Source organism: Pseudomonas alliivorans, assembly GCF_017826695.1.
Lineage (GTDB): Bacteria > Pseudomonadota > Gammaproteobacteria > Pseudomonadales > Pseudomonadaceae > Aquipseudomonas > Aquipseudomonas alliivorans.
This window is the reverse complement of record NZ_JAFFZW010000001.1, coordinates 327,678-348,663: the sequence shown is the minus strand read 5'-3', so window position 1 is coordinate 348,663 and position 20,986 is coordinate 327,678. Positions and strand designations below refer to the sequence as shown.

Genomic DNA, 20,986 nt, shown 5'->3' with positions numbered 1-20,986 from the left:
TAAAAGGACGCACCACCATGAAAAAGCTACGACTCACGTTACTCGCCAGCGCGCTGGCTCTGCTTTCGCTTCCCGCCATGGCCGACTCGGCCAATCCGAAAATCGGTTTTTCCATCGATGACCTGCGCCTTGAACGCTGGTCACGAGACCGTGACTACTTTGTCGCAGCCGCAGAGAAGATGAACGCCAAGGTCTATGTGCAATCGGCCGACGCCAACGAGCAGAAGCAGATTTCACAGATCGAAAACCTCATTTCCCGCGGCGTCGACGTGATCGTCATCGTGCCGTTCAACGCCACCGTGCTGACCAACGCCGTGGCCGAGGCCAGGAAAGCCGGGATCAAGGTGGTGTCCTATGACCGACTGATCCTCAACGCCGACATTGATGCCTATATCTCCTTCGATAACGAAAAGGTCGGCGAGATGCAGGCCAGCGGTGTGCTGCAAGCCGCGCCGAAGGGCAACTATTTCCTGCTCGGTGGCGCACCCACCGACAACAACGCCAAGATCCTGCGCGAAGGCCAGATGAAAGTGCTGCAACCGGCCATCGATAAGGGCGACATCAAGATTGTCGGCCAGCAATGGGTCAAGGAATGGAACCCGACCGAAGCCTTGAGCATCGTCGAAAACGCCCTGACCCGTAACAACAACAAAATCGACGGCATCGTCGCCTCCAACGACGCCACTGCCGGCGGTGCCATTCAGGCCCTCGCCGCGCAGAAACTGGCGGGCAAGGTGCCCATCTCCGGGCAGGACGCCGACCTGGCAGCGGTCAAGCGCGTGATCGACGGCACCCAGACCATGACCGTCTACAAGCCGCTCAAACTGATTGCCTCGGAAGCCGCCAAGCTCTCCGTGCAACTGGCGCGTAACGAAAAACCGACCTACAGCTCGCAGTACGATAACGGCAACAAGAAGGTCGACACCATCCTGCTCACGCCAACCCCACTGACCAGGGACAACATCGACCTGTTGGAGAAGGATGGCTTTTACACCAAGGCGCAGATCGCCGGGCAATGACCGATCAGGCTTGCCTGAATGCCTGAGGATGAACCGCAGGACTGGATGAGACCGGTCCTGCGATACGTCTTGTGCTGCCTCTGTGTGAGTGCCTCGCCATGTCCGACTATCTGCTGCAAATGAACGGCATCGTCAAAACCTTCGACGGCGTCAAAGCCCTGAACGGCATCGACATCAAGGTCCGGGCCGGAGAATGTGTCGGCCTGTGCGGCGAAAACGGTGCCGGTAAATCCACGCTGATGAAAGTCCTGTCGGCGGTCTATCCCTTCGGCACCTGGGAAGGTGAAATTCTCTGGGACGGCCAGCCGCTCAAGGCGCAATCGATCAGCGAAACGGAAGCCGCAGGCATCGTCATCATCCATCAGGAACTGACTCTGGTGCCTGATCTGTCGGTCGCTGAAAACATCTTCATGGGCCATGAACTGACCCTGCGCGGCGGACGCATGAACTACCCGGCGATGATCCATCGCGCTGAGGCCCTGATGCGTGAACTCAAGGTGCCGGACATGAACGTGGCGCTGCCGGTTTCGCAATACGGTGGCGGTTACCAGCAACTGGTGGAAGTCGCCAAGGCGCTGAACAAACAGGCGCGGCTGCTCATTCTTGACGAACCCTCCTCGGCCCTGACCCGCTCGGAAATCGAGGTGCTGCTGGACATCATTCGCGACCTGAAGGCCAAGGGCGTGGCGTGCGTTTACATCTCCCACAAGCTCGATGAAGTCGCTGCGGTATGCGACACCATTTCGGTGATTCGCGATGGCAAACACATCGCCACTACCGCGATGGCGGACATGGACATCCCGAAAATCATCACCCAGATGGTCGGCCGGGAAATGAGCAACCTCTACCCCACTGAACCACACGAGGTGGGTGAGGTGATGTTCGAAGCACGCCACTTCACCTGCTACGACGTCGACAACCCGAAACGCAAACGGGTCGATGACATTTCATTCGTGCTCAAGCGTGGCGAGATTCTGGGCATTGCCGGGCTGGTCGGTGCCGGACGCACGGAACTGGTCTCTGCGCTGTTCGGCGCCTATCCCGGTCGCTACGAAGGCGAGGTCTGGCTGGAAGGTCAGCAGATCGACACGCGCACGCCACTCAAATCGATCCGCGCCGGGCTGTGCATGGTCCCGGAAGACCGCAAGCGTCAGGGCATCATTCCTGATCTGGGCGTGGGCCAGAACATCACCCTCGCCGTGCTGGACAGCTACTCGAAGATGACCCGCATCGACGCCGAAGCCGAGTTGGGCAGCATCGACCGGGAAATCTCGCGCATGCACCTCAAGACCGCGAGCCCGTTCCTGCCGATCACCAGCCTGTCCGGCGGCAATCAGCAGAAAGCCGTGCTGGCCAAAATGCTGCTCACCAAACCCCGCGTGCTGATTCTCGATGAGCCGACTCGGGGCGTCGATGTCGGTGCCAAATACGAGATTTACAAACTGATGGGCGCGCTGGCGGCTGCAGGTGTGTCGATCATCATGGTGTCCTCGGAGCTGGCCGAAGTGCTGGGCGTCTCCGACCGCGTACTGGTGATCGGCGAGGGCCAGTTGCGTGGCGACTTCATCAATCAGGATCTCACCCAGGAACAGGTGCTCGCCGCCGCGCTCAGCCACCCCGACGGCCATAACAATAATGATCGGAAGACCGCGTAGATGAATCAGGTCAAACAGCTCTTTTCCCGCTACAAAATGCTCGCACTGGTCATCGCCGTGGCGATCATCTGGCTGTTTTTCAGTTGGCAGACCGAAGGCGGCTTTCTGACCCCGCGCAACCTGTCCAACCTGCTGCGGCAGATGTCGATCACCGGCATCCTCGCCTGCGGCATGGTGCTGGTGATCATCAGCGGCGAGATCGACCTGTCGGTAGGCTCGTTGCTCGGCCTGCTGGGCGGGCTGGCGGCAATTCTCGACGTGATCTATCACATACCGCTGCTCGCCAACCTGAGTATCGTCGCCCTGTGCGGACTGATGATCGGCCTTGCCAACGGCTACATGACCGCCTACCTGCGCATTCCGTCGTTCATCGTCGGCCTGGGCGGCATGCTGGCGTTCCGCGGCATTCTGTTGGGCATCACGGGCGGCACCACCATCGCGCCGGTCTCGCCGGAGCTGGTCTATGTCGGCCAAGGTTACCTGCCGCATGCTGTCGGCACCGGCCTGGGCATCGTGCTTTTTGCCCTGACTCTGTTCCTCACCTGGCGACAACGCCGTAACCGCGCCCTGCACGGCCTTGCCGCCCACTCGATGGTTCGAGACGCCACCCGCGTCGTGCTGATCGGCGCCGTGCTGGCCGGGTTCGTCTACACCCTCAACAGCTACGACGGCATCCCGGTGCCCGTGCTCCTTCTGCTGGTTCTGCTGGGCGTGTTCAGCTACGTCACCAGCCAGACCGTATTCGGCCGCCGCGTCTACTCGGTGGGCAGCAACATGGAAGCCACACGCCTGTCCGGCATCAACGTACAGGCCGTCAAACTGTGGATCTTCGGCATCATGGGCGTCATGTGCGCCCTCGCCGGCATGGTCAACACCGCCCGCCTCGCCGCCGGCTCGCCCTCCGCAGGCAACATGGGCGAACTCGATGCCATCGCCGCCTGCTTCATCGGCGGCACCTCCATGCGCGGCGGCTCCGGCACGGTCTACGGCGCGCTGCTGGGGGCGCTGGTCATCACCAGCCTGGACAACGGCATGTCCATGCTGGATGTGGACAGCTATTGGCAGATGATCGTGAAAGGCAGCATTCTGGTGCTGGCGGTGTGGGTGGATGTGAGCACGCGGACGGGGCGGCGGTGAGGGGTGTCTAAGCTGTTCGGACCTCGTTCAGGAGTTCGGGGTGTCGATCCAGCAGTCTTAAAAGCTTGATCAAAGAAAGGGGCGGTTTCGTCTTGCCGTTTTCATAGCGTGAAAAAGCATTGACACCACCGCCGAAAATTTCCGCTGCCTCGCGTTGATCAAGCGCCAGCTTCTTGCGAACCGTGGTGATGAACGCAGGGTCCACAAGCGATGCGTTCACCTGCCTGTTGAACTCAAGCATCGCATTGCTGACCCGTGTGGATTCGAACGAAGCCAGGACAACCTCGCCACACGCAGGGCAATAATCGCCCGTCACCAGAGGAATCAACGTCGATTCGGTTTTGTACGTGTATGGCATATCACGTCTGTCATGCATCAGCTCTGTAGCGCCACAGGATGGGCATTTCATGTTCACAGCTCCTTGAAGGACACGATGAGCACATCATCAATGACCGTCAGTTTCAGATAGATCTCACCCGCAACCGTCTTGCAACGATAAACGTCCTGCCAGATCCGATGGTCCGCATGCGTTGTCATGCTTTTGTAGAAGTCCGATGGCACCAACGCTCCGGCGATCGCGACAATTTCGTCAAAATCGAAACCTAGCGCCGCGCCCCCCATCAGAGCTGAACGCGTTGAGCGCACCTTACCGGCTTCAATCAGGCTTCTGACGACCGTTAGTTTGCAGTGAGGTGTCCTTTTCTCGATGCTCAAAAAATTAACCTACTTGGTTTAAATTGGCAAGTAGGTTAATTGAGATGACTCGCGCAGGCTACGCGGGGTTTGTAGCCGTGACAGAGGTTTTCGAGGTTTACGATGAATGCAGCCTAAACGATGCTGTTGCAGTTCTTACGCCTAGACAGAACCAGCAGTAGTGGCAACTTGAGATCATCAACATAAACCTGTTAGCTTAGAGCGAATGGAATCAGGAGACGTGCTAATCGTTACCAAGCTGGACCGACTTGGCCGCAACGCAATGGACGTGCGTCAAACGGTTGAACATCTGGCGGCAACTGGCATCCGTGTTCACTGCCTCGCCCTTGGCGGTGTAGACCTTACAAGTGCAGCGGGCAAGATGACAATGCAGGTTCTGGGAGCAGTAGCGGAATTCGAACGTGACCTGCTGATCGAGCGTACGCAGTCTGGGTTAAAGCGTGCGAAGGCAGGGGGAAAGAAGCTGGGCAGGCCTGAGGCGAAGGCCACGACTAAAGCAGTGTTGGAGCAGAGAGCGCTCAACAAGACGCAGGTGGAGGTCGCCGAGGCGCTTGATATCGGTATCGCTACAGTAAAGCGGCATTGGAACAAGGCATAAGACAGCGGTTTGGCCCTAGCGGCTTTCAGCGGCCTTTGAGCTCATATTTCGCCAAAGCGTTACGCGTTACCAGTCCCCGGAAATTAGGGGCATCAAAGAGCCCCCCCAATTGGTATGGTTTCAGCGAGTCTCCACATACCGTTCTGTATATTTCGCTCGCAATCTCAACTCCGTGGACCAAGACTGGAAAGTCTCGATTTTGGAACGGGATAGGCCTGCCATTTTCGGACCTTTTACGTACTGAGCGCGCACACACCTTTCTGGTTGTTTACCTCGGTACAGACAGTACAACATGGTGGTGGATTCCCTCCACGACACGCCCTATGAATAGGCGAATGTCAGCAACATCTGATTGCGTGATCGGCCATCTTTGCCCCGGATAGCTTGGCGACATATCAGCTTCATGAGCAATCTTGTTGCGCCTATCCACAATCAATCGAAGCCTCTCCTTGACATCCTTATCTGCAATGTAACTCCCAACCACTTCCCATAGTTTAATATCGGAAAAAAGCCTAACTGCATCAGCAATCTTGTCCGGCTGTTGAAACGAGAGAAAACTGTGCCTCTCTCGCACGTCAGCCTCAAACCAATCAAATGTCGTTGACTGGATACCCCCAAGCATTGCCCCGACTGAGACGCGATACTTTTCAAAAGCAGACGTTGAAGGGCGATGGCCTTTAATAACTTCTATCATGCCCGCAACGGTAAGCTCGTGAATGTAGAAGTCCAGTGCACTTACAGCGAGGACCACCTGAGCTCTAAGCAAGTCACTCGAATCTATTGCTGACGTCGTTAGCGATTGCAGAGCACTATAAAGCCCACCTAGGTGCTCTACTCGTACCAAACTCTCGCGAGCGGCCTCAAGGGCTTTCTGCATATTCAGTCAGCGAGATAATCCTATCAGCTGCCTCCGAAAAGAGAGTACCAAACTTCAACATAGATCTCTTTGTCCGCTCAAGCACAATGCCCGTCTGCTCTAACTGCTCATCGCTTAACGCGTAGACCGGCACCTTATGCTTCTGGGATAGCGCAATAAGGCCATTGAAGTCGGACATCTGGAGTAGCGGCTCTCCCGGCTCCACCCCTATGGACGTGTAAGCTTCTGCGTCCATCAGCATCCCACAAGCATCAAGCGCTGGCACAAGCTTAGTCTTAACACCCGCCTCGATCTCGTCAATCCATTTTTGGAAAGCAGCGGACGCAGTAACTCCCTCCCTGACCCTGTACTTCTGAATCACCGTCCCGAGAAACTTCGTCTCGATTACCGGAAATGGGTAAGTAGCTTTTTGCAGAACGTTAGTTGAGTGAGCCTGATTTGCCCACGCCTTCCACTTCGGAAGTACGTTAGACAACGAATCTGTAGCCATAACAGAGAAGTAGTCAGGACTCATGGGGACTAGGAAAAAATCACTAGTCATTAACAGATTCTGATTGATAGGGCCGAGACTTGGACTCATATCTACGATAATATAATCGCAGTCGTACTGCTTAGCGGTCAACTGAAAAAGATGATGAAAGGAGCCGGGGAGATTCTGAAGCGTCACTAACGAGCCGGATAGCTCTTGAGCAATACCCAAGGTGACTTCATACTCTGCTAGCCCTATATGCCCCGGTATTAAATGCAAATTAGGTTGACCTACAATTGCCTCACACTTAACAGGGGTGATTGGAGCAGGACGAGATTCAAAAGCGGGTGCTAAACCATCGCGAATATTCCTTACTCCGTCGGAGTTGTATATCTCCGCAAAATCGTCACTCCCTTTAAAACCTAGTACCATTCCAGTTAGATTGCACTGCGGATCACAGTCAGCGAGCAAGACCTTCTTACCTTTCTGAGCTAGCATCCAGCCCAGATTGAATGCGGTAGTTGTCTTACTTACCCCGCCCTTGTGGTTGAACAGGGAGATTTGAATAGCCAATGAATGTCGCTCCTTGCGTGCTTGGAAGACTGGACCTCCACGATGCTCGTCGAAGTGTCGAGATCTAATGCAGATCAGCCCAGCCAAGCTATCAAAGCGCCATCGCCGCGTCTACCGAAATACGGCCCGCCGAGGTACGTACAATCCCTACGTACAATCCAGAAACGAAAAAGCCCCGCAAGCGCTTGCCTGCGGGGCTTTACTTATAATGGCGGAGAGATAGGGATTCGAACCCTAGGTACCGGTGAAGGTACAACGGATTTCGAATCCGTCCCATTCGGCCACTCTGGCATCTCTCCAACGGCGCGCATCATAACAGCATCGAGGCGTAACGCGAAGCCCTTAGGCCATTTTTTTTCGTGCTATCAAACGCTTGCGTCGTTTTTACAGCTTAAAGCGGTACGCCCAGACGGTTGGCGACTTCTTCGTAGGCTTCGATGACGTCACCGAGGCCCTGGCGGAAGCGGTCCTTGTCCATCTTCTTGCGGGTGTCTTTGTCCCACAGACGGCAGCCGTCGGGGCTGAATTCGTCGCCCAGGACGATTTCGCCGTGGAAGACGCCGAATTCAAGCTTGAAGTCGACCAGTAGCAGGCCTGCGTCGTCGAACAGCTTCTTCAGGACTTCGTTGACCTTGAGCGACAGTTCTTTCATGCGGACCAGTTGCTCGGCGGTGCCCCAACCGAATGCCACGACGTGGGATTCGTTGATGAACGGGTCGCCTTTGGCGTCGTCCTTGAGGAACAGTTCGAAGGTGTACGGATCGAGCTTCGTACCTTCTTCGATGCCCAGACGCTTGACCAGGCTGCCGGCGGCGTAGTTACGCACCACGCACTCGACCGGGATCATGTCCAGCTTCTTGACCAGGCATTCGTTGTCGCCCAGCAGCTTGTCGAATTGGGTCGGAACGCCCGCTTCTTCCAGCTTCTGCATGATGAAGGCGTTGAACTTGTTGTTCACCATGCCTTTACGGTCGAGCTGTTCGATGCGCTTGCCGTCGAACGCCGAGGTGTCGTTACGGAACAGCAGGATCAAGCGGTCGGCGTCGTCGGTCTTGTAAACCGATTTGGCTTTGCCGCGGTAGAGTTCTTCACGTTTTTCCATGATGGGCTCCGCTTGCTAAGTAGTTGGGCTAGGCGATGTGTCGCCAGTCGAGCCCTGAATCTTGATCGGCCAGTTGCAGCCAGTCCGGGTCGCACCCGAGGGTGTCAACAAAACATTGCCGGGCCAGATGCGGCAGGTTGTTCTTGCTGCTGAGATGAGCCAGCACGAGGTGCTGCAAGCTCTGCCATCCCAGTTCGCTCACCAGGTTGGCGGCCTGATGGTTGTTCAAATGTCCCGTTTCACAGCCTACACGCTGCTTGAGAAAGACCGGGTAATGGCCCCGGGCAAGCATGTCGCGGCAGTGGTTGGCTTCGATCATCAAGGCATCCAGGCCGTGATAACGCTGCAGCACGTTCGGGCAATAAGACCCCAGATCGGTCAACAGGCCAAAGCGGCGTCGACCGTCATTGAAGACGAATTGCGTGGGTTCGAGCGCATCGTGCGAGACCGACACCACGTCGATGTCCAGCGCGCCGACCTGCAGTCGCTCGCCACCCGTGAGCAATCCGGCCGCCTCGACCGGCTTGCGCATCCCGCGCAAGGTGCCGCCACTGAGGTAGACCGGCAAATTGTAACGCCGAGACAGCAAACCCACGCCATGCACGTGATCGGCATGCTCGTGGGTCACCAGAATCGCGCTCAATTGTTCGCCGGCGACACCCAGCCGAGCCAGGCGTCGCTCGGTTTCCCGCAGGGAGAAACCGCAATCGACCAACACGTACGTATCGTTGCTTGCGACCAGCGTGCCGTTGCCACGGCTGCCGCTGCCCAGAACCGCGAAGCGCACTTAACCCAGGTTGTCTTGAATAACGCTCAATACGCGGCGGGCAACATCTGCCGGCGCAACGGTATTGATGTTCTTCTCGACCGTGACCTGAACGTTGTCACCCACCTTGCTCAGGCGAACCTGATAGCGCTCGGCGCGTGCATCAATCTCTTCCTTGCTGGTCTTGCTGCCGAACATGCGGCCGAAGAAACCGGGCTCGTTTTCAGGCTTCTGAGCCTTCTCTGCGAGGTTGATGTAGTACAGGCCCAGGCTGCGGTTGATGTCTTCGACACGCCAGTCACCCTGGTCCAGCGCACGGCCTACACTCGACCATGCACGATCCAGATCGGCACCCAGGTTCAGGACCGGGTTGCCGCTGCCGTCTTCACTCAGGGCGACACGGCTCGGGGTGTCAAAGTCACGCGCTGCCAGCAGGGAGATGGAACCGCCCTTCTCGGCGTTGCGGCTCATGCTGGCCAGCAGATCGTCGGTCAGCGCTGCATCCAGCCCCAGGTTGGTGGTGCGGTTCGGGAACGCCACATCGGCAGTGCTGCCTGCAGGACGCTCGACGCTGACCACATAGACTTCACTGGTGTTGCGCTGCACGCCCGGCTCGATACGGACCCGCACTCGGGTTTCCGAGTCGGCCGACACGCCGCTGGCGGTCAGACGCTTGGCCACCGAAGCGGACAATTCGTCGAGGCGCTGCCATGAGGAGCTGAACTCACCGGTCTGCGGACGCTCTTCAGCGATGCGAAAACCGTTGTCCTCGAAGTACTGATGGGCAACCGGCCAGACTTCGGCAGGCTGGCGCTGAGCCAGAATCCAGTGAGCGTCACCGCTCTTCTGCAGACTGAAATCGCTGGACTCGGAGGCGGTTCCCAGCGGCAACGGACGCGGAACGACGTATTCACCGTCCTTCTGCGTGCTGTCGGCGACATTGCGCGGGATCGGCAGCAGCGGGTCAAGGCGCTTGACGCCGGAAACGTCGGCAGGCACCTGCATCGGTGCTGTCTGGGACGCTTGAAGGTAATCACTGCCGCGATCACGGAAATAACCGTCTTCGCCCCAGAGCCAACCGCAACCGCTGGTGCTGGAGATAATCAAGGCAAGTGCAGAAAGTCCGGCCAATCGCTTCATTGCGTAGTGCTTCCTCAATTAAACCAGGACGCCGGACTGGCGCATGGCCTGTCGCAGCGGTTCGTGACAGGCTTCGCTGAGCCAGGTGAGCGGCAGACGGATACCGTCAGGCATCAGACCCATTTCATGCAAGGCCCATTTCACGGGGATAGGGTTGGATTCGATAAACAGTGTGTTGTTGAGCGGCATCAGCTTTTCGTGAATCGCACGGGCCGCTTCGGCATCGCCGCGCATGGCCGCAGCGCACAGATCGCTCATGGCGCGCGGTGCAACGTTGGCAGTGACAGAGATATTGCCCTTTCCACCCAGCAGCATCAATTCGACGGCAGTGGCGTCGTCACCGGAGTAGACCAGGAAATCGCTGCTGACGCCTGCAAGGATGTCACGGGCGCGCTGCAGGTTACCGGTGGCTTCCTTGATGCCGATGATGTTCTTCACGGCAGACAGGCGCACGACGGTCTCTGGCAGCATGTCACAGGCGGTACGGCCCGGCACGTTGTAGAGAATCTGCGGAATGTCGACCGCATTGGCGATATGGCTGAAATGCTGGAACAGGCCTTCCTGGGTCGGCTTGTTGTAGTAAGGCGTCACCAGCAGGCACGCGTCGGCACCTGCGGTCTTGGCGTTGGTGGTCAGTTCGACCGCTTCACGCGTCGAATTGGCGCCCGTACCGGCAATCACCGGAATGCGTCCAGCCACCTGATCGACCACGCGACGGATAACCTCGATGTGTTCGTTCACATCAAGCGTCGCCGACTCGCCTGTGGTGCCGACGGCAACAATGGCGTTGGTGCCCTCTTGCAAGTGGAAGTCCACCAGTTTGCTCAGGCTGTCCCAGTCCAGACGACCTTGTGCATCCATGGGTGTGACCAGTGCCACCATACTGCCCGCAATCATGCAACCGCTCCTGCCGGAAAAAGAGAGCCGTAATGGTACTGGCGCTATCATGCTTGTACAAGCGAAGTACCGCGCTCTGAGCATTCCCCTGAGCGATGGTTTTCGCTACCCTTCGTCCTTTGATCGGTACTGGTCACCTGCGCACCTCGCTCAATCGGTCGAATTTGTCGCCAGAAGCCCCGCCCCAGCGCGTTCCAGCCCAGCCATGGCCAGGCCATGCACGCCAGACGCACCGGGGCTCAGGTCGGTGTCTCGCGCTCTCGATTGTCGAAAAAGCCCCGCAAGACCAAAAAAGTACCGACCGCTCATCGTCTAGGAATGCTGCATGTCGTCCACCCCCACAGTTCGCGAACAATTCCTTGTCATCAGTGCCCTTGGCGCAAACCCCATGGAGCTGACCAACGTCCTGTGCCGAGCCAGCCATGAAAATCGCTGCTCGGTGGTTACCTCGCGCCTGACCCGCCACGGCGAGTGCAGCGCACTGATCCTTCAGGTTGCCGGCAGCTGGGATGCCCTGGCGCGCCTCGAAACCGGCCTGCCGGGCCTTGCCAAGAAGCATGCGTTCACGATCAGCGTCGTGCGCAGCGCCACCTCCGAGAGCCGCCCGGAAGCCCTGCCCTACGTGGCCTACGTCAGCTCGGCGTACCGCCCGGACATCATCAACGAGCTGTGCCAGTTCTTCATCGACCACAACGTCGAACTGGAGAACCTGATCTGCGACACCTATCAGGCCCCGCAGACAGGCGGCACCATGCTCAACGCCACCTTCACCGTCACGTTGCCTGCCGGTACGCAAATCAGCTGGCTGCGTGATCAGTTCCTCGATTTTGCCGACGCACTGAATCTCGACGCGCTGATCGAACCCTGGCGCCCACAAGCACCGATGTAAGGAATCCTCATGGCCGTTGCAGTAGATCAATCCGTTCCCGACTTCCAGGCAGCCGCCACCAGCGGCCAGACCGTCACCCTGTCAGAGCTCAAGGGCCAGCAGGTGGTGATCTATTTCTATCCGAAAGACAACACGCCGGGCTGCACCACGCAGGGCCAGGACTTTCGCGATCATATCGCGCAGTTCCAGGCTGCCAACACCGTCGTGCTGGGCGTGTCCCGCGACAGCCTGAAGACCCACGAGAACTTCAAGGCCAAGCAATCGTTCCCGTTCGAACTGATTTCGGACAAGGACGAAGCGGTCTGCCAACTGTTCGACGTGATCAAGCTCAAGAAGCTGTATGGCAAGGAATACCTTGGCGTCGATCGCAGCACCTTCCTGATCGACAAGAACGGTGTGCTGCGTCAGGAATGGCGTGGAGTGAAAGTGCCGGGTCATGTAGCCGAAGTACTGGCCCAGGCCGAAGCCCTGAACAAGGCTTGATGTGGCCAATCGCTGCGGTGCGCAATGTACCGCAGCGACATTCGCCCGACGCTACAGCAGTGGCGCCACGGTTGGCTCATTGCGCGGCCAGGCATCAAGGACGGCCTTGAACAGGGTCGCCAGCGGAATCGCGAAGAAAATCCCCCAGAAGCCCCACAGCCCGCCGAACAGCAGCACAGCGCAGATGATCGCGACCGGGTGCAGGTTGACCGCCTCGGAGAACAGCAACGGCACCAGCACGTTGCCATCCAGCGCCTGAATGATGCCGTGCACCATCATCAGGTAGATGAACTGATCGCCCCAGCCCCACTGAAACAGGCCGATCAATGCAACAGGCACGGTCACCACCACTGCGCCGACGTAAGGCACGACGACTGAAATGCCTACCAGCATCGCCAGCAGCGCTGCGTAATTGAGCCCCAGCGCGACGAAAGCGACGTAGGTCACGCCGCCGCAGATGAAGATCTCGATCACCTTGCCACGAATATAATTGGCGATCTGGCGATTCATTTCTTCAGCAACGCGATTGAGCAACGCCCTCTCGCGCGGCAGATAACCCCGCGCCCACCGCCCGATCATGCGGCGGTCCTTGAGGAAAAAAAACACCAGAATCGGCACCAGCACCAGATAGATCATGAGGTTGACCACCAGCGGCAGACTCGACAGGGACAGAGTGACTGCCAGTTGGCCGAACTTGCCGATCTCGCCACGAGCCACCTCGATGGCCTGCAGCACCTGCTCATCGGAGACCAGATGCGGATAGCGCTCCGGCAGCAACAGCAGCAGGGACTGCCACTTGGCGAGCATGCCCGGCAGTTCGTTGAACAGTGTAATGAGCTGGTGCCACAGCAATGGCACCAGCACCAGCAGGAACACCAGCAGCGCGCCGATGAACAACGCAAACACGAACCCTACCGCACCCACTTCCGGCACGCGAAAACGCTCCAGAAAATTGACCACGCCCTGCATCAGAAACGCCAGCACCAGCCCGGCCAGGACCGGCGCCAGCATTCCGCCCAGCGTCAGCACCAGGGTAAACGCCAGAAACAACAGAACGGCCAGAACCACGGCTTCTTCGTCAGAGAAGTAGCGTTGCACCCAACCGCGAAGCACATTGAACATCAAACATCCCTTTCAGAAAAATCGCGGCTGATTACGCCTTGCGCAGCCAGTAACGGTAGACTCCCGCTTCCACCTCTTCATGCACAAGCTCATGGCCAGCCAGCCTGGCAAACGTACGGAAATCACGCTGGGAACCAGCATCGGTCGCGATGACTTTCAGCACGGCACCGCTGGCCAGACGATTGAGCTCCATCTTGGCCTTGAGCAGGGGCAACGGACAGTTGAGTCCGCTCGCATCAAGCTCGGCGTCACACGCCTCGGGGCGCGCTACTGGGTCAGACATCGTTTCTCTCCTGGCGGACACATCGAATTACAAAGCTGGCTGCGAAAGGCATCGCTGGCCAGCCAGCAAGAATACCTCACTCTGGTCAGCACGCCATTTAGCCAGCTACAGTACAGGCTCTTCAGAAAAGAGCTCCGTGCATGAATTTTTTGCGTCCCACACTGCTCACGCTCGCCTGCCTGTTTTCCGTACCGAGCATGGCCGATGATCTGCCATCCCTTGGCGACGCGAGTTCTTCCATCGTTTCTCCCGAGCAGGAACACAAACTGGGCCGCGCCTGGCTGGGCCTGCTGCGTGGCCAGGTCAGCCAGCTCTCGGACCCTCAGCTAAAGGATTACGTCGAGACGACGGTCTATCGCCTGGCCGAAACCAGCCAGGTCCAGGACCGGCGCCTTGAATTCATTCTGATCAACAGCCCCCAGCTGAACGCCTTCGCCGCACCCGGCGGGATCATCGGCGTCAACGGCGGCCTGTTTCTCAATGCCCAGACCGAAGGCGAATACGCTTCGGTGCTCGCCCACGAACTCGCCCACTTGTCTCAGCGTCACTTCGCCCGAGGCATCGAGGCGCAGCAGCGCATGCAGGTGCCGGTCATGGCCGCCATGCTGGCCGGTATCGTGATGGCTGCCGCCGGGGCCGGTGATGCAGGCATCGCCGCGATTGCCGGCTCACAGGCTGCGGCCATTCAGGAACAGCGTCGTTTCTCGCGCCAGAACGAGCAGGAAGCCGATCGCATCGGCATCCTCAACCTGGAAAAAGCCGGCTATGACCCACGCAACATGCCGACCATGTTCGAGCGTTTGATGCGTCAGTATCGGTTCGATGCCAGGCCGCCAGAGTTCCTGCTGACTCACCCGGTCAGCGAGTCGCGGATCGCCGACACCCGCAACCGCGCCGAACAGGCCAAACCGGGCGGCAAGGAAGACAGCGTGCTCTATCAGCTGATGCGGGCACGGGTTGCGCTGATCTACGAGGAAACACCGGGCATCGCCGCCAAACGCTTCCGCGCCCAGCTGGTTGAAAACCCGAAATCGGAAGCCGCACGCTATGGCCTGGCCATCGCACAGATCAAGGGCGGTCAGCTCAATGAGGCCCGCGAGAGCCTCAAGCCATTGCTGGAGAAATCCCCGAACGACATCACCTACAACCTGACGCAGATCGAACTGGACATCACCAACAACCGCCTGCCTGACGCGCAGCAACGGGTCGACCGCATGCTGGCGCTGTACCCGAACAACTACCCGCTCAACGATGTGCGTATCGACGTGCTGCTCAAGCAGAATCGCACCGCCGAAGCCGAGAAAAGCCTTGAGGCGCTGCTCAAGACGCGCCCCGACGATCCGGACATCTGGTATGTCGTGGCAGAAACACGCGGTTTGAACGGCAACACGGTCGGTCTGCATCAGGCTCGCGCCGAGTACTTCGCACTGGTGGGTGATTTCCGTCAGGCCATCCAGCAACTGGACTTCGCCAAGCGTCGCTCTGCCAACAACTTTCAGCTGGCTTCACGTATCGACGCGCGGCAGAAGGACCTGATCGAGCAGGAACGCATGGTCAAGGAAATGATGAACTGACCGCACTGCACCCTCAGTCACAGAAACACAAAGCCCGACCTGACAGTCGGGCTTTTCGTTTGCGCGCCAATACACGTCAGGCGTTGCCTGCCTGCTTCATACGCGCCGCTTGGGTGAAATCCAGCATGCGCTGCAACGGGCGTATAGCGTTGGGTATCAGCGCCGGATCGACGAATATCTCGTTGGAGCCCTCTCTCAGGCACTGCAACGTGCGTTCAAGGGTGTTCATCGCCATCCAGGGACAATGCGCGCAACTGCGGCACGCCGCACCATTACCGGCCGTTGGCGCCTCGATGAAGACCTTGTCCGGGCACAGTTGCTGCATTTTGTAGAAGATGCCGCGGTCTGTGGCCACGATAAAGGTCTTGTTCGGCAAGCGTTGCGCGGCGGCGATCATCTGGCTGGTCGAGCCCACGACGTCGGCCAGTTCGATGACGGCCTCCGGTGACTCAGGGTGCACCAGAATCGCCGCGTCGGGATACAGCGCCTTCATGTCCTCGAGCTGCTTGGATTTGAATTCCTCGTGGACGATGCAGGCGCCGTCCCACAGCAGCATGTCGGCACCGGTTTCGCGCTGAATGTAGCGCCCAAGGTGCTTGTCCGGTGCCCAGATGATCTTCTCGCCATTGTCCATCAGGCTCTCGACGATTTCCAGGGCGCAGCCCGAGGTCACCACCCAGTCAGCGCGGGCTTTGACCGCAGCCGAGGTGTTGGCATAGACGACAACGGTACGCTCCGGATGCTGATCGCAGAACGCCGAGAACTCCTCCACTGGGCAACCGACATCCAGCGAGCAGGTCGCTTCCAGCGTCGGCATGAATACCCGTTTCTCCGGATTAAGGATCTTGGCCGTCTCACCCATGAAACGTACACCCGCCACCAGAACCGTGCTGGCTTTGTGGTTATTGCTGAAACGCGCCATTTCCAGCGAGTCAGCCACACAGCCACCGGTTTCCTCGGCCAACGCCTGTATCACCGGATCGCAATAATAGTGCGCCACCAGCACCGCATCCTGCTTCTTGAGCTCGGCTGCGATTTCGGCACGGTAATGGGCCTGCTCTTCTGGGCTCAACGCCTTGGGCTGTTTGGCATCAAGATGCGCTTGTACCAGAAAGCGTTCGGAAATCTGTGTCATGTTCGCGGGACCTGAAGGCGCTAGAGCGCGAGAGGCAAGTTTACACCCGAAAGACAGGCATTAAAAAAAGCCGGCGGCGCTCATTGTGACGAGACCTTCCGGCTTTTGCGCAGGCGGCAGTCCTGCGCATGAAGGTGGGGCCGATTCTAACTTTAAAAAGCTGATTTAACAGCAGTTTTAAAGAGCGCCCGCACAATGAGAATGACTCGTATTTTGTGAAGCGGTATGCCGATCATTCTTAAGAAATCGATCCTTTAAAGGTGCGGAACGACGGTCTTGCAATTACCCGTAATGGGCTCTCCTGAAAATGCCTTGTGAACGAACTTCAGCGAATCGGTCAGCGAGCCGTTTACCGTCCCCGAATGATCCAGTTCGGGATAAAAATGCCATTCGATTCGGCTGCCTGCTTTACAGGCATCAGCCACCAAAGCGGTCTGCTGGTCAACGGAGACGTCGTGATCTCGCCCGCCGGTCCCGATGAAGATTGGAATATCCGACTTCAATGTCGGGTAGACCGACGCGAGGTTTATCAGGTCGAGCACGGGCTTTGGTGAACGCTTGAAACTGTTGTCGAACGTCAGATGATCCGCAATCACTTGCTGTTCGATGGCATGGAGACAGGCGCGCTGGCTGAGTTTGTATGCTGCAATCGCACGCTCGCTCAGGTAGTCGGCAGCTACAAAAGATGGATCGAGCAACGTCCCGGTATTGAGCCTCAACAGGTTATACGAGAACGTCGACGGCGTTGATCCGCCCGCCTTGCTTGATCGTTTGTGCACACCGGCGTAAGGCGTGCCTGTAGCGACCACGCCAACAATACTCAACTCAGGCGCATACGTGCTGGCATAGACCGCCGTGGCGAAAGCTGCACGTCCACCTTGAGACTGACCGAATACCACAACCCGTTTCGAGAGGGGGAAACCGCTGCCCATGACGGCTCGAATGCTGTCGAGAATGTCAAATGCGAGTGGACGAGTCAGCCCATATGGGTGCGGCCCTGGCGTACCAAGCCCCTGATAATCGGTCGCGACCACAGCGTAGCCTTGCGCAAGCCATTGATTCAGGTAACGGGTATCACGCGCGCTTCGCCCTGCGAAAGACGGCGCGCAGACATCGGCACTGCCCACCGTGCCATGTGCCCACGCCATCAGCGGCCAGCCACCCGCCGGCGGATTGCCCTGAGGAATGAACAACGCACCAGAGACGATGACCGGCTCAAGGCCTTCAACGCCCTCGGTGGAGGTGTATAGAAAGCGGATATTTCTGGACGCTTCCTCAAGACTCTGCGAGGCCGCCATTGGCTCGGCGCGCAGCATCTTTCCCGGTACCGCTGGCACGCTTTCGGTCCAGATGTAAAAGTCCGGGACACCGCCATCGCCCACAGAAATGCGATCAACGGCGCCACTGCACCCGCTCTGCAGTGCCATCAGCATCAGCAACACGAACAAAGCGCTCATCAAACGGCACATCGAGCCATGCAGTGGGTACATATCAGCCTCGTCTTCCAGCGCGTTTAAAGCCCATTGATAAAAAAGCCTCCTACCCCTTTCCGGCAACAAAGCCTGTCGACGCTACCGGCTTTTCTGCCCCTCTTCCCATGAAGAAATGTTAACCGGAGACGCGAATTCTTTAAGTTACGCTTATCGACGCACTGACTGCAGGCCCCCCCGCCGACACACTGTATGAAGGTCTGGTCCCGCTCCAAACGGCGATCACGACCTTCTGCGCAGTACATGGATCCGCTAAAACATGAAAAAGATTACCTGCTTACTCACCCTGCTTCTTGCATCCAGCGGAGCAATGGCCGGATCGACGCTTGATGAACAGAATATGGTCTCTTACATCGATAGCCGCCGTGCAGAACAGATAGCGCTACTTGAGCAACTTGTGAACATCAACAGTGGCACCGACAACGCAGCCGGTGTCATACGAGTCGGCAACATCATGAAGCAGAAATTCGAAGCCTTGGGTTTCGACACCCGCTGGCATGAACTGCCGACGGAAATGAAACATGCCGGAAGCCTCGTCGCGCGGCATGAAGGAAACAGGTCTGCAAAACGACTGTTACTGATCGGCCACCTGGATACGGTTTTCCCGGAAAACAGCAACTTCCAGACGTTCACTTACACCGAAGGCGGCAAGAAAGCCAAAGGCCCTGGGGTGATCGACGATAAAGGCGGCATGGTGACAATGCTCTATGCCCTTCAGGCCCTGAAGAGCACCGGTGCGCTCGACACCATGAACATTGTGGTCGTACTGGTCGGCGACGAGGAGTTTGCCGCCAAGCCAACCACCCTTTCAAGAAGCGTACTGATAGACGAAGCGAAAAAAAGCGACATTGCGCTAGGGTTCGAATTCGCTCTGTCGCCCAACCAGTTGGTGACTGATCGCAGAGGCTTGAGCGAGTGGTTTCTGACCAGCACCGGTCTGGATAACCACTCTGCGACCATCTTTCAACCTAAAACCGGCTATGGCGCGGTGTATGAATCGGCTCGTGTGCTTGACGAGATTCGCTCGACGCTTTCCACCGAAGACGGCCTGACCATCAACCCCGGCCTGATGCTTGGCGGCTCTACTGCAAGCGAGGACGTCGCGAGCGGGCAAGGCACGGCTTCCGGCAGAAAGACCACGGTGGCCAAATCAGTGCTCGTGCACGGCGACCTGCGCTTCAAGAACGACGAGCAACGACAATCGGCAGAGACTCGGCTGAAGGAAATCGTCAGCCGCCCGTTACCGCAGACCACCAGCGAAATAACGATCAAGGCGATCATGCCCGTCATGGCCGAACGCGACAGCAACCAAAAATTGCTGGAGGCCTACAGTCGCGTGAGTCGAGACCTGGACGGCCCGGCGCTGGAGTCTGCACCGTCCGCTGACCGGGGTGGAGCAGACGTGTCCTATGTAAACCCTTACGTGAGCGCCAGCCTTGATGGACTGGGTGCCTGGGGCACTGGCGCGCACAGTGAGAACGAAACACTGGACGTGAGCTCTCTGCCGATCGCGACCAAGCGGGCTGCGATTTTCATGAGCCGTTATTGATAACGCGCTTTCGCAGCGTTTGTATTTCGCTCTACGGGCGTCCGGAGCATCGAGCATCCGCGGCGATTCACGCATTCGATGTTTCGAGCGATAGCCACACGTCTTATTTCTCGATTCAGCGTAAACAAAAATTCATTGTGAAAACTACCGAAACGCCTGCACTGTCATGCGTAAACTCCGCCTGCTGATGTGATCTGTCTTTCGTCAAACGCTGGATAAGGGCACTGTCGCATCAGGTACAACCGTACATTCGCCGGTCAATGACTCCATGAAATCCTGACCGACAGAGTCGGCAATCAGAACCGGAGAAATGGTCATCATCGCCACGCAGGGATTGATAAGAATTTAAAAATGATTGCACACACGATACGAAGAATTCTTGCGTTGGCTTTGACATCGGTGGCCATGACAGGATGCGCCATTCCTGAATCCGAAGCGCTGAACAATCCCTCCCATCAACCGACAGCGACACGCCCGTCCACACACTTGAAACTGGACATTTACACCTCCACGAAAATTGACGCGATCCTGAAAGCCCAACAAGAAAGCCTTGAGCCGACAGACCAGAGAGCCAACGCGATTTCAGCGTCTTTCATGGGTACGCCGTATCGCGCCAACATGCTGAAGGGTTCGAACAACGCTGCAGAACAGTTGGTCATTGATTTTAGAGGGCTGGATTGTTTTACCTATCTGGAATACGTGGAAGCGCTGAGAAAATCCTCATCGAAACCGGATTTCGTACACAACCTGATCGAGACCCGTTACAAAAACGGCACCCTCGGTTTTTTGAACCGCAGGCATTTCTTCAGCGACTGGGCGAGCGATAAAGACCACAGCCTGGCAGACGATTTGACTGCTCAGATAAGCCCCCACGCAGTCAGCATCGAAAAGAACCTCAATGCAAAGAGCGATGGGACGTTCTACCTCCCCGGTTTGCCCACAGTCAGGCGCATGATCACGTATATCCCCAGCAAGTTCGTCGACAAAAAAGTGATCAGTCGCTTGCAGACGGGTGATTACATCGGTCTCTACACATCGCTTCCGGGGCTTGACGTGACTCACGTCGGTTTCTTCATAAGAACGGACAAAGGCCCGGTTTTGAGGCATGCCTCGTTGAAAAAAGGAAAGGTGGTCGACCTGCCCTTTCTGGAGTACGTGTCGCAGAAACCGGGAATCATTGTTTACAGATCCAAAATACAAGCTGACTCATCACCTCCCCTCCTGACACATCTCCCGCGGGATGGCGCCAGACATTTACCTATCACGCCTTAACGTTCTTTCTATTAGAAATCTTCGTGAAGAAGGCTAATCTGAGTGGGCGTGGCGAAAGCCGTGTGGTTTTACCCTGATGATAAGAATGCGCTCAAACCTGCGTTGCGCGTTGTGGGCCCGTCTCGCAGCAATCTGTTCACCGCAATGCAACGCAACGTATCCGTGGAGATGGCCTGATCATTGGTCGAGAGACGGGTATGAACGCAGCGCTGTTGAGTTCCATCCCTACTGTCTGAAGTCCC

Annotated in this window: 20 protein-coding genes, 1 tRNA gene and 1 pseudogene; 9 read left to right on the top strand and 13 right to left on the bottom strand. The window is 57.6% G+C overall.

Annotated features, from left to right (window positions below; translation table 11 throughout):
- The first annotated feature begins 17 nt into the window (after positions 1–17).
- The 3 genes from xylF (at position 18) to JTJ32_RS01635 (ending at position 3,811) form a co-directional block, all read left to right on the top strand.
- The gene (gene xylF / locus JTJ32_RS01645; protein WP_099229827.1) at positions 18–1,019 is read left to right on the top strand and encodes a D-xylose ABC transporter substrate-binding protein; all 1,002 of its coding nucleotides are present in this window, start codon (positions 18–20) and stop codon (positions 1,017–1,019) included.
- Between the two features lie 98 nt (positions 1,020–1,117).
- Entirely contained in the window at positions 1,118–2,674 is a 1,557-nt protein-coding gene (gene xylG, locus JTJ32_RS01640) for a D-xylose ABC transporter ATP-binding protein (RefSeq protein WP_210040511.1), read from the top strand.
- Positions 2,675–3,811, top strand: a complete 1,137-nt coding sequence (locus JTJ32_RS01635; RefSeq protein ID WP_184319046.1) for a sugar ABC transporter permease — start codon at positions 2,675–2,677, stop codon at positions 3,809–3,811.
- 7 nt (positions 3,812–3,818) lie between these two features.
- Here JTJ32_RS01635 and JTJ32_RS01630 read toward each other — a convergent pair whose 3' ends face one another.
- The gene (locus JTJ32_RS01630) at positions 3,819–4,220 is read right to left on the bottom strand and encodes a type II toxin-antitoxin system MqsA family antitoxin (RefSeq protein ID WP_210040509.1); all 402 of its coding nucleotides are present in this window, start codon (positions 4,218–4,220) and stop codon (positions 3,819–3,821) included.
- 2 nt (positions 4,221–4,222) lie between these two features.
- Complete coding sequence (locus JTJ32_RS01625; protein ID WP_184320136.1) at positions 4,223–4,519, bottom strand: type II toxin-antitoxin system MqsR family toxin; 297 nt, start codon at positions 4,517–4,519, stop codon at positions 4,223–4,225.
- A 202-nt stretch (positions 4,520–4,721) separates the two neighbouring features.
- Here JTJ32_RS01625 and JTJ32_RS01620 point away from each other — a divergent pair.
- Positions 4,722–5,123, top strand: a pseudogene (locus JTJ32_RS01620) (recombinase family protein); the annotation flags it as partial.
- 268 nt (positions 5,124–5,391) lie between these two features.
- On the opposite strand, the gene JTJ32_RS01615 reads toward JTJ32_RS01620, so the two are convergent.
- From JTJ32_RS01615 to dapA, 7 genes are all read right to left on the bottom strand, one after another.
- The gene (locus JTJ32_RS01615; protein WP_210040507.1) at positions 5,392–6,000 is read right to left on the bottom strand and encodes a HEPN domain-containing protein; all 609 of its coding nucleotides are present in this window, start codon (positions 5,998–6,000) and stop codon (positions 5,392–5,394) included.
- Positions 5,984–7,042, bottom strand: a complete 1,059-nt coding sequence (locus JTJ32_RS01610) for a ParA family protein (protein WP_210040505.1) — start codon at positions 7,040–7,042, stop codon at positions 5,984–5,986. The genes JTJ32_RS01615 and JTJ32_RS01610 overlap by 17 nt, the downstream gene beginning before the upstream one ends.
- 209 nt (positions 7,043–7,251) lie before the next feature.
- A tRNA-Ser gene (locus JTJ32_RS01605) sits at positions 7,252–7,341 on the bottom strand.
- Positions 7,342–7,433: 92 nt separating this feature from the next.
- Positions 7,434–8,144, bottom strand: a complete 711-nt coding sequence (purC, locus tag JTJ32_RS01600; RefSeq protein ID WP_004879213.1) for a phosphoribosylaminoimidazolesuccinocarboxamide synthase — start codon at positions 8,142–8,144, stop codon at positions 7,434–7,436.
- 28 nt (positions 8,145–8,172) lie between these two features.
- Positions 8,173–8,931: an MBL fold metallo-hydrolase gene (locus JTJ32_RS01595; protein ID WP_004879212.1), complete on the bottom strand. Its 759-nt coding sequence runs from the start codon at positions 8,929–8,931 to the stop codon at positions 8,173–8,175.
- Entirely contained in the window at positions 8,932–10,050 is a 1,119-nt protein-coding gene (gene bamC / locus JTJ32_RS01590; protein ID WP_099229811.1) for an NlpB/DapX family lipoprotein, read from the bottom strand. It abuts the gene before it with no gap.
- A gap of 18 nt (positions 10,051–10,068) precedes the next feature.
- Positions 10,069–10,947 (bottom strand): 4-hydroxy-tetrahydrodipicolinate synthase, encoded by an 879-nt coding sequence (gene dapA, locus JTJ32_RS01585; protein ID WP_004879206.1) that lies wholly within the window; start codon positions 10,945–10,947, stop codon positions 10,069–10,071.
- Between the two features lie 325 nt (positions 10,948–11,272).
- Here dapA and JTJ32_RS01580 point away from each other — a divergent pair, with 325 nt between their 5' ends.
- Both JTJ32_RS01580 and JTJ32_RS01575 read left to right on the top strand, forming a co-directional pair.
- Positions 11,273–11,836, top strand: a complete 564-nt coding sequence (locus JTJ32_RS01580; RefSeq protein WP_004879204.1) for a glycine cleavage system transcriptional repressor — start codon at positions 11,273–11,275, stop codon at positions 11,834–11,836.
- 9 nt (positions 11,837–11,845) lie between these two features.
- Positions 11,846–12,319, top strand: coding sequence for a peroxiredoxin (locus tag JTJ32_RS01575; protein WP_122208440.1), 474 nt, complete (start codon positions 11,846–11,848; stop codon positions 12,317–12,319).
- A gap of 51 nt (positions 12,320–12,370) precedes the next feature.
- On the opposite strand, the gene JTJ32_RS01570 is transcribed toward JTJ32_RS01575, so the two are convergent.
- Both JTJ32_RS01570 and JTJ32_RS01565 read right to left on the bottom strand, forming a co-directional pair.
- Positions 12,371–13,441: an AI-2E family transporter gene (locus tag JTJ32_RS01570; protein ID WP_099229807.1), complete on the bottom strand. Its 1,071-nt coding sequence runs from the start codon at positions 13,439–13,441 to the stop codon at positions 12,371–12,373.
- Between the two features lie 31 nt (positions 13,442–13,472).
- Positions 13,473–13,724, bottom strand: coding sequence for a sulfurtransferase TusA family protein (locus JTJ32_RS01565; protein ID WP_004879200.1), 252 nt, complete (start codon positions 13,722–13,724; stop codon positions 13,473–13,475).
- A gap of 140 nt (positions 13,725–13,864) precedes the next feature.
- Here JTJ32_RS01565 and JTJ32_RS01560 point away from each other — a divergent pair, with 140 nt between their 5' ends.
- Positions 13,865–15,298, top strand: a complete 1,434-nt coding sequence (locus tag JTJ32_RS01560; RefSeq protein WP_099229805.1) for a M48 family metalloprotease — start codon at positions 13,865–13,867, stop codon at positions 15,296–15,298.
- 76 nt (positions 15,299–15,374) lie between these two features.
- On the opposite strand, the gene nadA is transcribed toward JTJ32_RS01560, so the two are convergent.
- The gene (gene nadA / locus JTJ32_RS01555) at positions 15,375–16,433 is read right to left on the bottom strand and encodes a quinolinate synthase NadA (RefSeq protein WP_210040504.1); all 1,059 of its coding nucleotides are present in this window, start codon (positions 16,431–16,433) and stop codon (positions 15,375–15,377) included.
- 254 nt (positions 16,434–16,687) lie between these two features.
- Positions 16,688–17,923, bottom strand: a complete 1,236-nt coding sequence (locus JTJ32_RS01550) for an alpha/beta fold hydrolase (RefSeq protein WP_408004567.1) — start codon at positions 17,921–17,923, stop codon at positions 16,688–16,690.
- A 259-nt stretch (positions 17,924–18,182) separates the two neighbouring features.
- Here JTJ32_RS01550 and JTJ32_RS01545 point away from each other — a divergent pair, with 259 nt between their 5' ends.
- Positions 18,183–19,472 carry a M20 family metallopeptidase gene (locus tag JTJ32_RS01545; protein ID WP_099229801.1) on the top strand — a complete coding sequence of 430 codons (1,290 nt, stop codon included), beginning with the start codon at positions 18,183–18,185 and terminating at the stop codon, positions 19,470–19,472.
- A 366-nt stretch (positions 19,473–19,838) separates the two neighbouring features.
- Positions 19,839–20,744: a DUF1460 domain-containing protein gene (locus tag JTJ32_RS01540; RefSeq protein WP_408004566.1), complete on the top strand. Its 906-nt coding sequence runs from the start codon at positions 19,839–19,841 to the stop codon at positions 20,742–20,744.
- Positions 20,745–20,986: the final 242 nt, after the last annotated feature.

Excerpts from the sequence above, each read along its gene's own strand:
- bamC (WP_099229811.1), bottom strand. The coding sequence starts at position 10,050 with ATGAAGCGATTGGCCGGACTTTCTGCACTTGCCTTGATTATCTCCAGC.
- purC (WP_004879213.1), bottom strand. The coding sequence starts at position 8,144 with ATGGAAAAACGTGAAGAACTCTACCGCGGCAAAGCCAAATCGGTTTAC.
- JTJ32_RS01630 (WP_210040509.1), bottom strand. The coding sequence starts at position 4,220 with ATGAAATGCCCATCCTGTGGCGCTACAGAGCTGATGCATGACAGACGT.
- JTJ32_RS01580 (WP_004879204.1), top strand. The coding sequence starts at position 11,273 with ATGTCGTCCACCCCCACAGTTCGCGAACAATTCCTTGTCATCAGTGCC.
- JTJ32_RS01550 (WP_408004567.1), bottom strand. The coding sequence starts at position 17,923 with ATGTACCCACTGCATGGCTCGATGTGCCGTTTGATGAGCGCTTTGTTC.
- JTJ32_RS01565 (WP_004879200.1), bottom strand. The coding sequence starts at position 13,724 with ATGTCTGACCCAGTAGCGCGCCCCGAGGCGTGTGACGCCGAGCTTGAT.
- JTJ32_RS01635 (WP_184319046.1), top strand. The coding sequence starts at position 2,675 with ATGAATCAGGTCAAACAGCTCTTTTCCCGCTACAAAATGCTCGCACTG.
- JTJ32_RS01545 (WP_099229801.1), top strand. The coding sequence starts at position 18,183 with ATGAAAAAGATTACCTGCTTACTCACCCTGCTTCTTGCATCCAGCGGA.
- xylG (WP_210040511.1), top strand. The coding sequence starts at position 1,118 with ATGTCCGACTATCTGCTGCAAATGAACGGCATCGTCAAAACCTTCGAC.
- nadA (WP_210040504.1), bottom strand. The coding sequence starts at position 16,433 with ATGACACAGATTTCCGAACGCTTTCTGGTACAAGCGCATCTTGATGCC.
- JTJ32_RS01560 (WP_099229805.1), top strand. The coding sequence starts at position 13,865 with ATGAATTTTTTGCGTCCCACACTGCTCACGCTCGCCTGCCTGTTTTCC.
- JTJ32_RS01570 (WP_099229807.1), bottom strand. The coding sequence starts at position 13,441 with ATGTTCAATGTGCTTCGCGGTTGGGTGCAACGCTACTTCTCTGACGAA.
- JTJ32_RS01575 (WP_122208440.1), top strand. The coding sequence starts at position 11,846 with ATGGCCGTTGCAGTAGATCAATCCGTTCCCGACTTCCAGGCAGCCGCC.
- JTJ32_RS01615 (WP_210040507.1), bottom strand. The coding sequence starts at position 6,000 with ATGCAGAAAGCCCTTGAGGCCGCTCGCGAGAGTTTGGTACGAGTAGAG.
- dapA (WP_004879206.1), bottom strand. The coding sequence starts at position 10,947 with ATGATTGCGGGCAGTATGGTGGCACTGGTCACACCCATGGATGCACAA.
- xylF (WP_099229827.1), top strand. The coding sequence starts at position 18 with ATGAAAAAGCTACGACTCACGTTACTCGCCAGCGCGCTGGCTCTGCTT.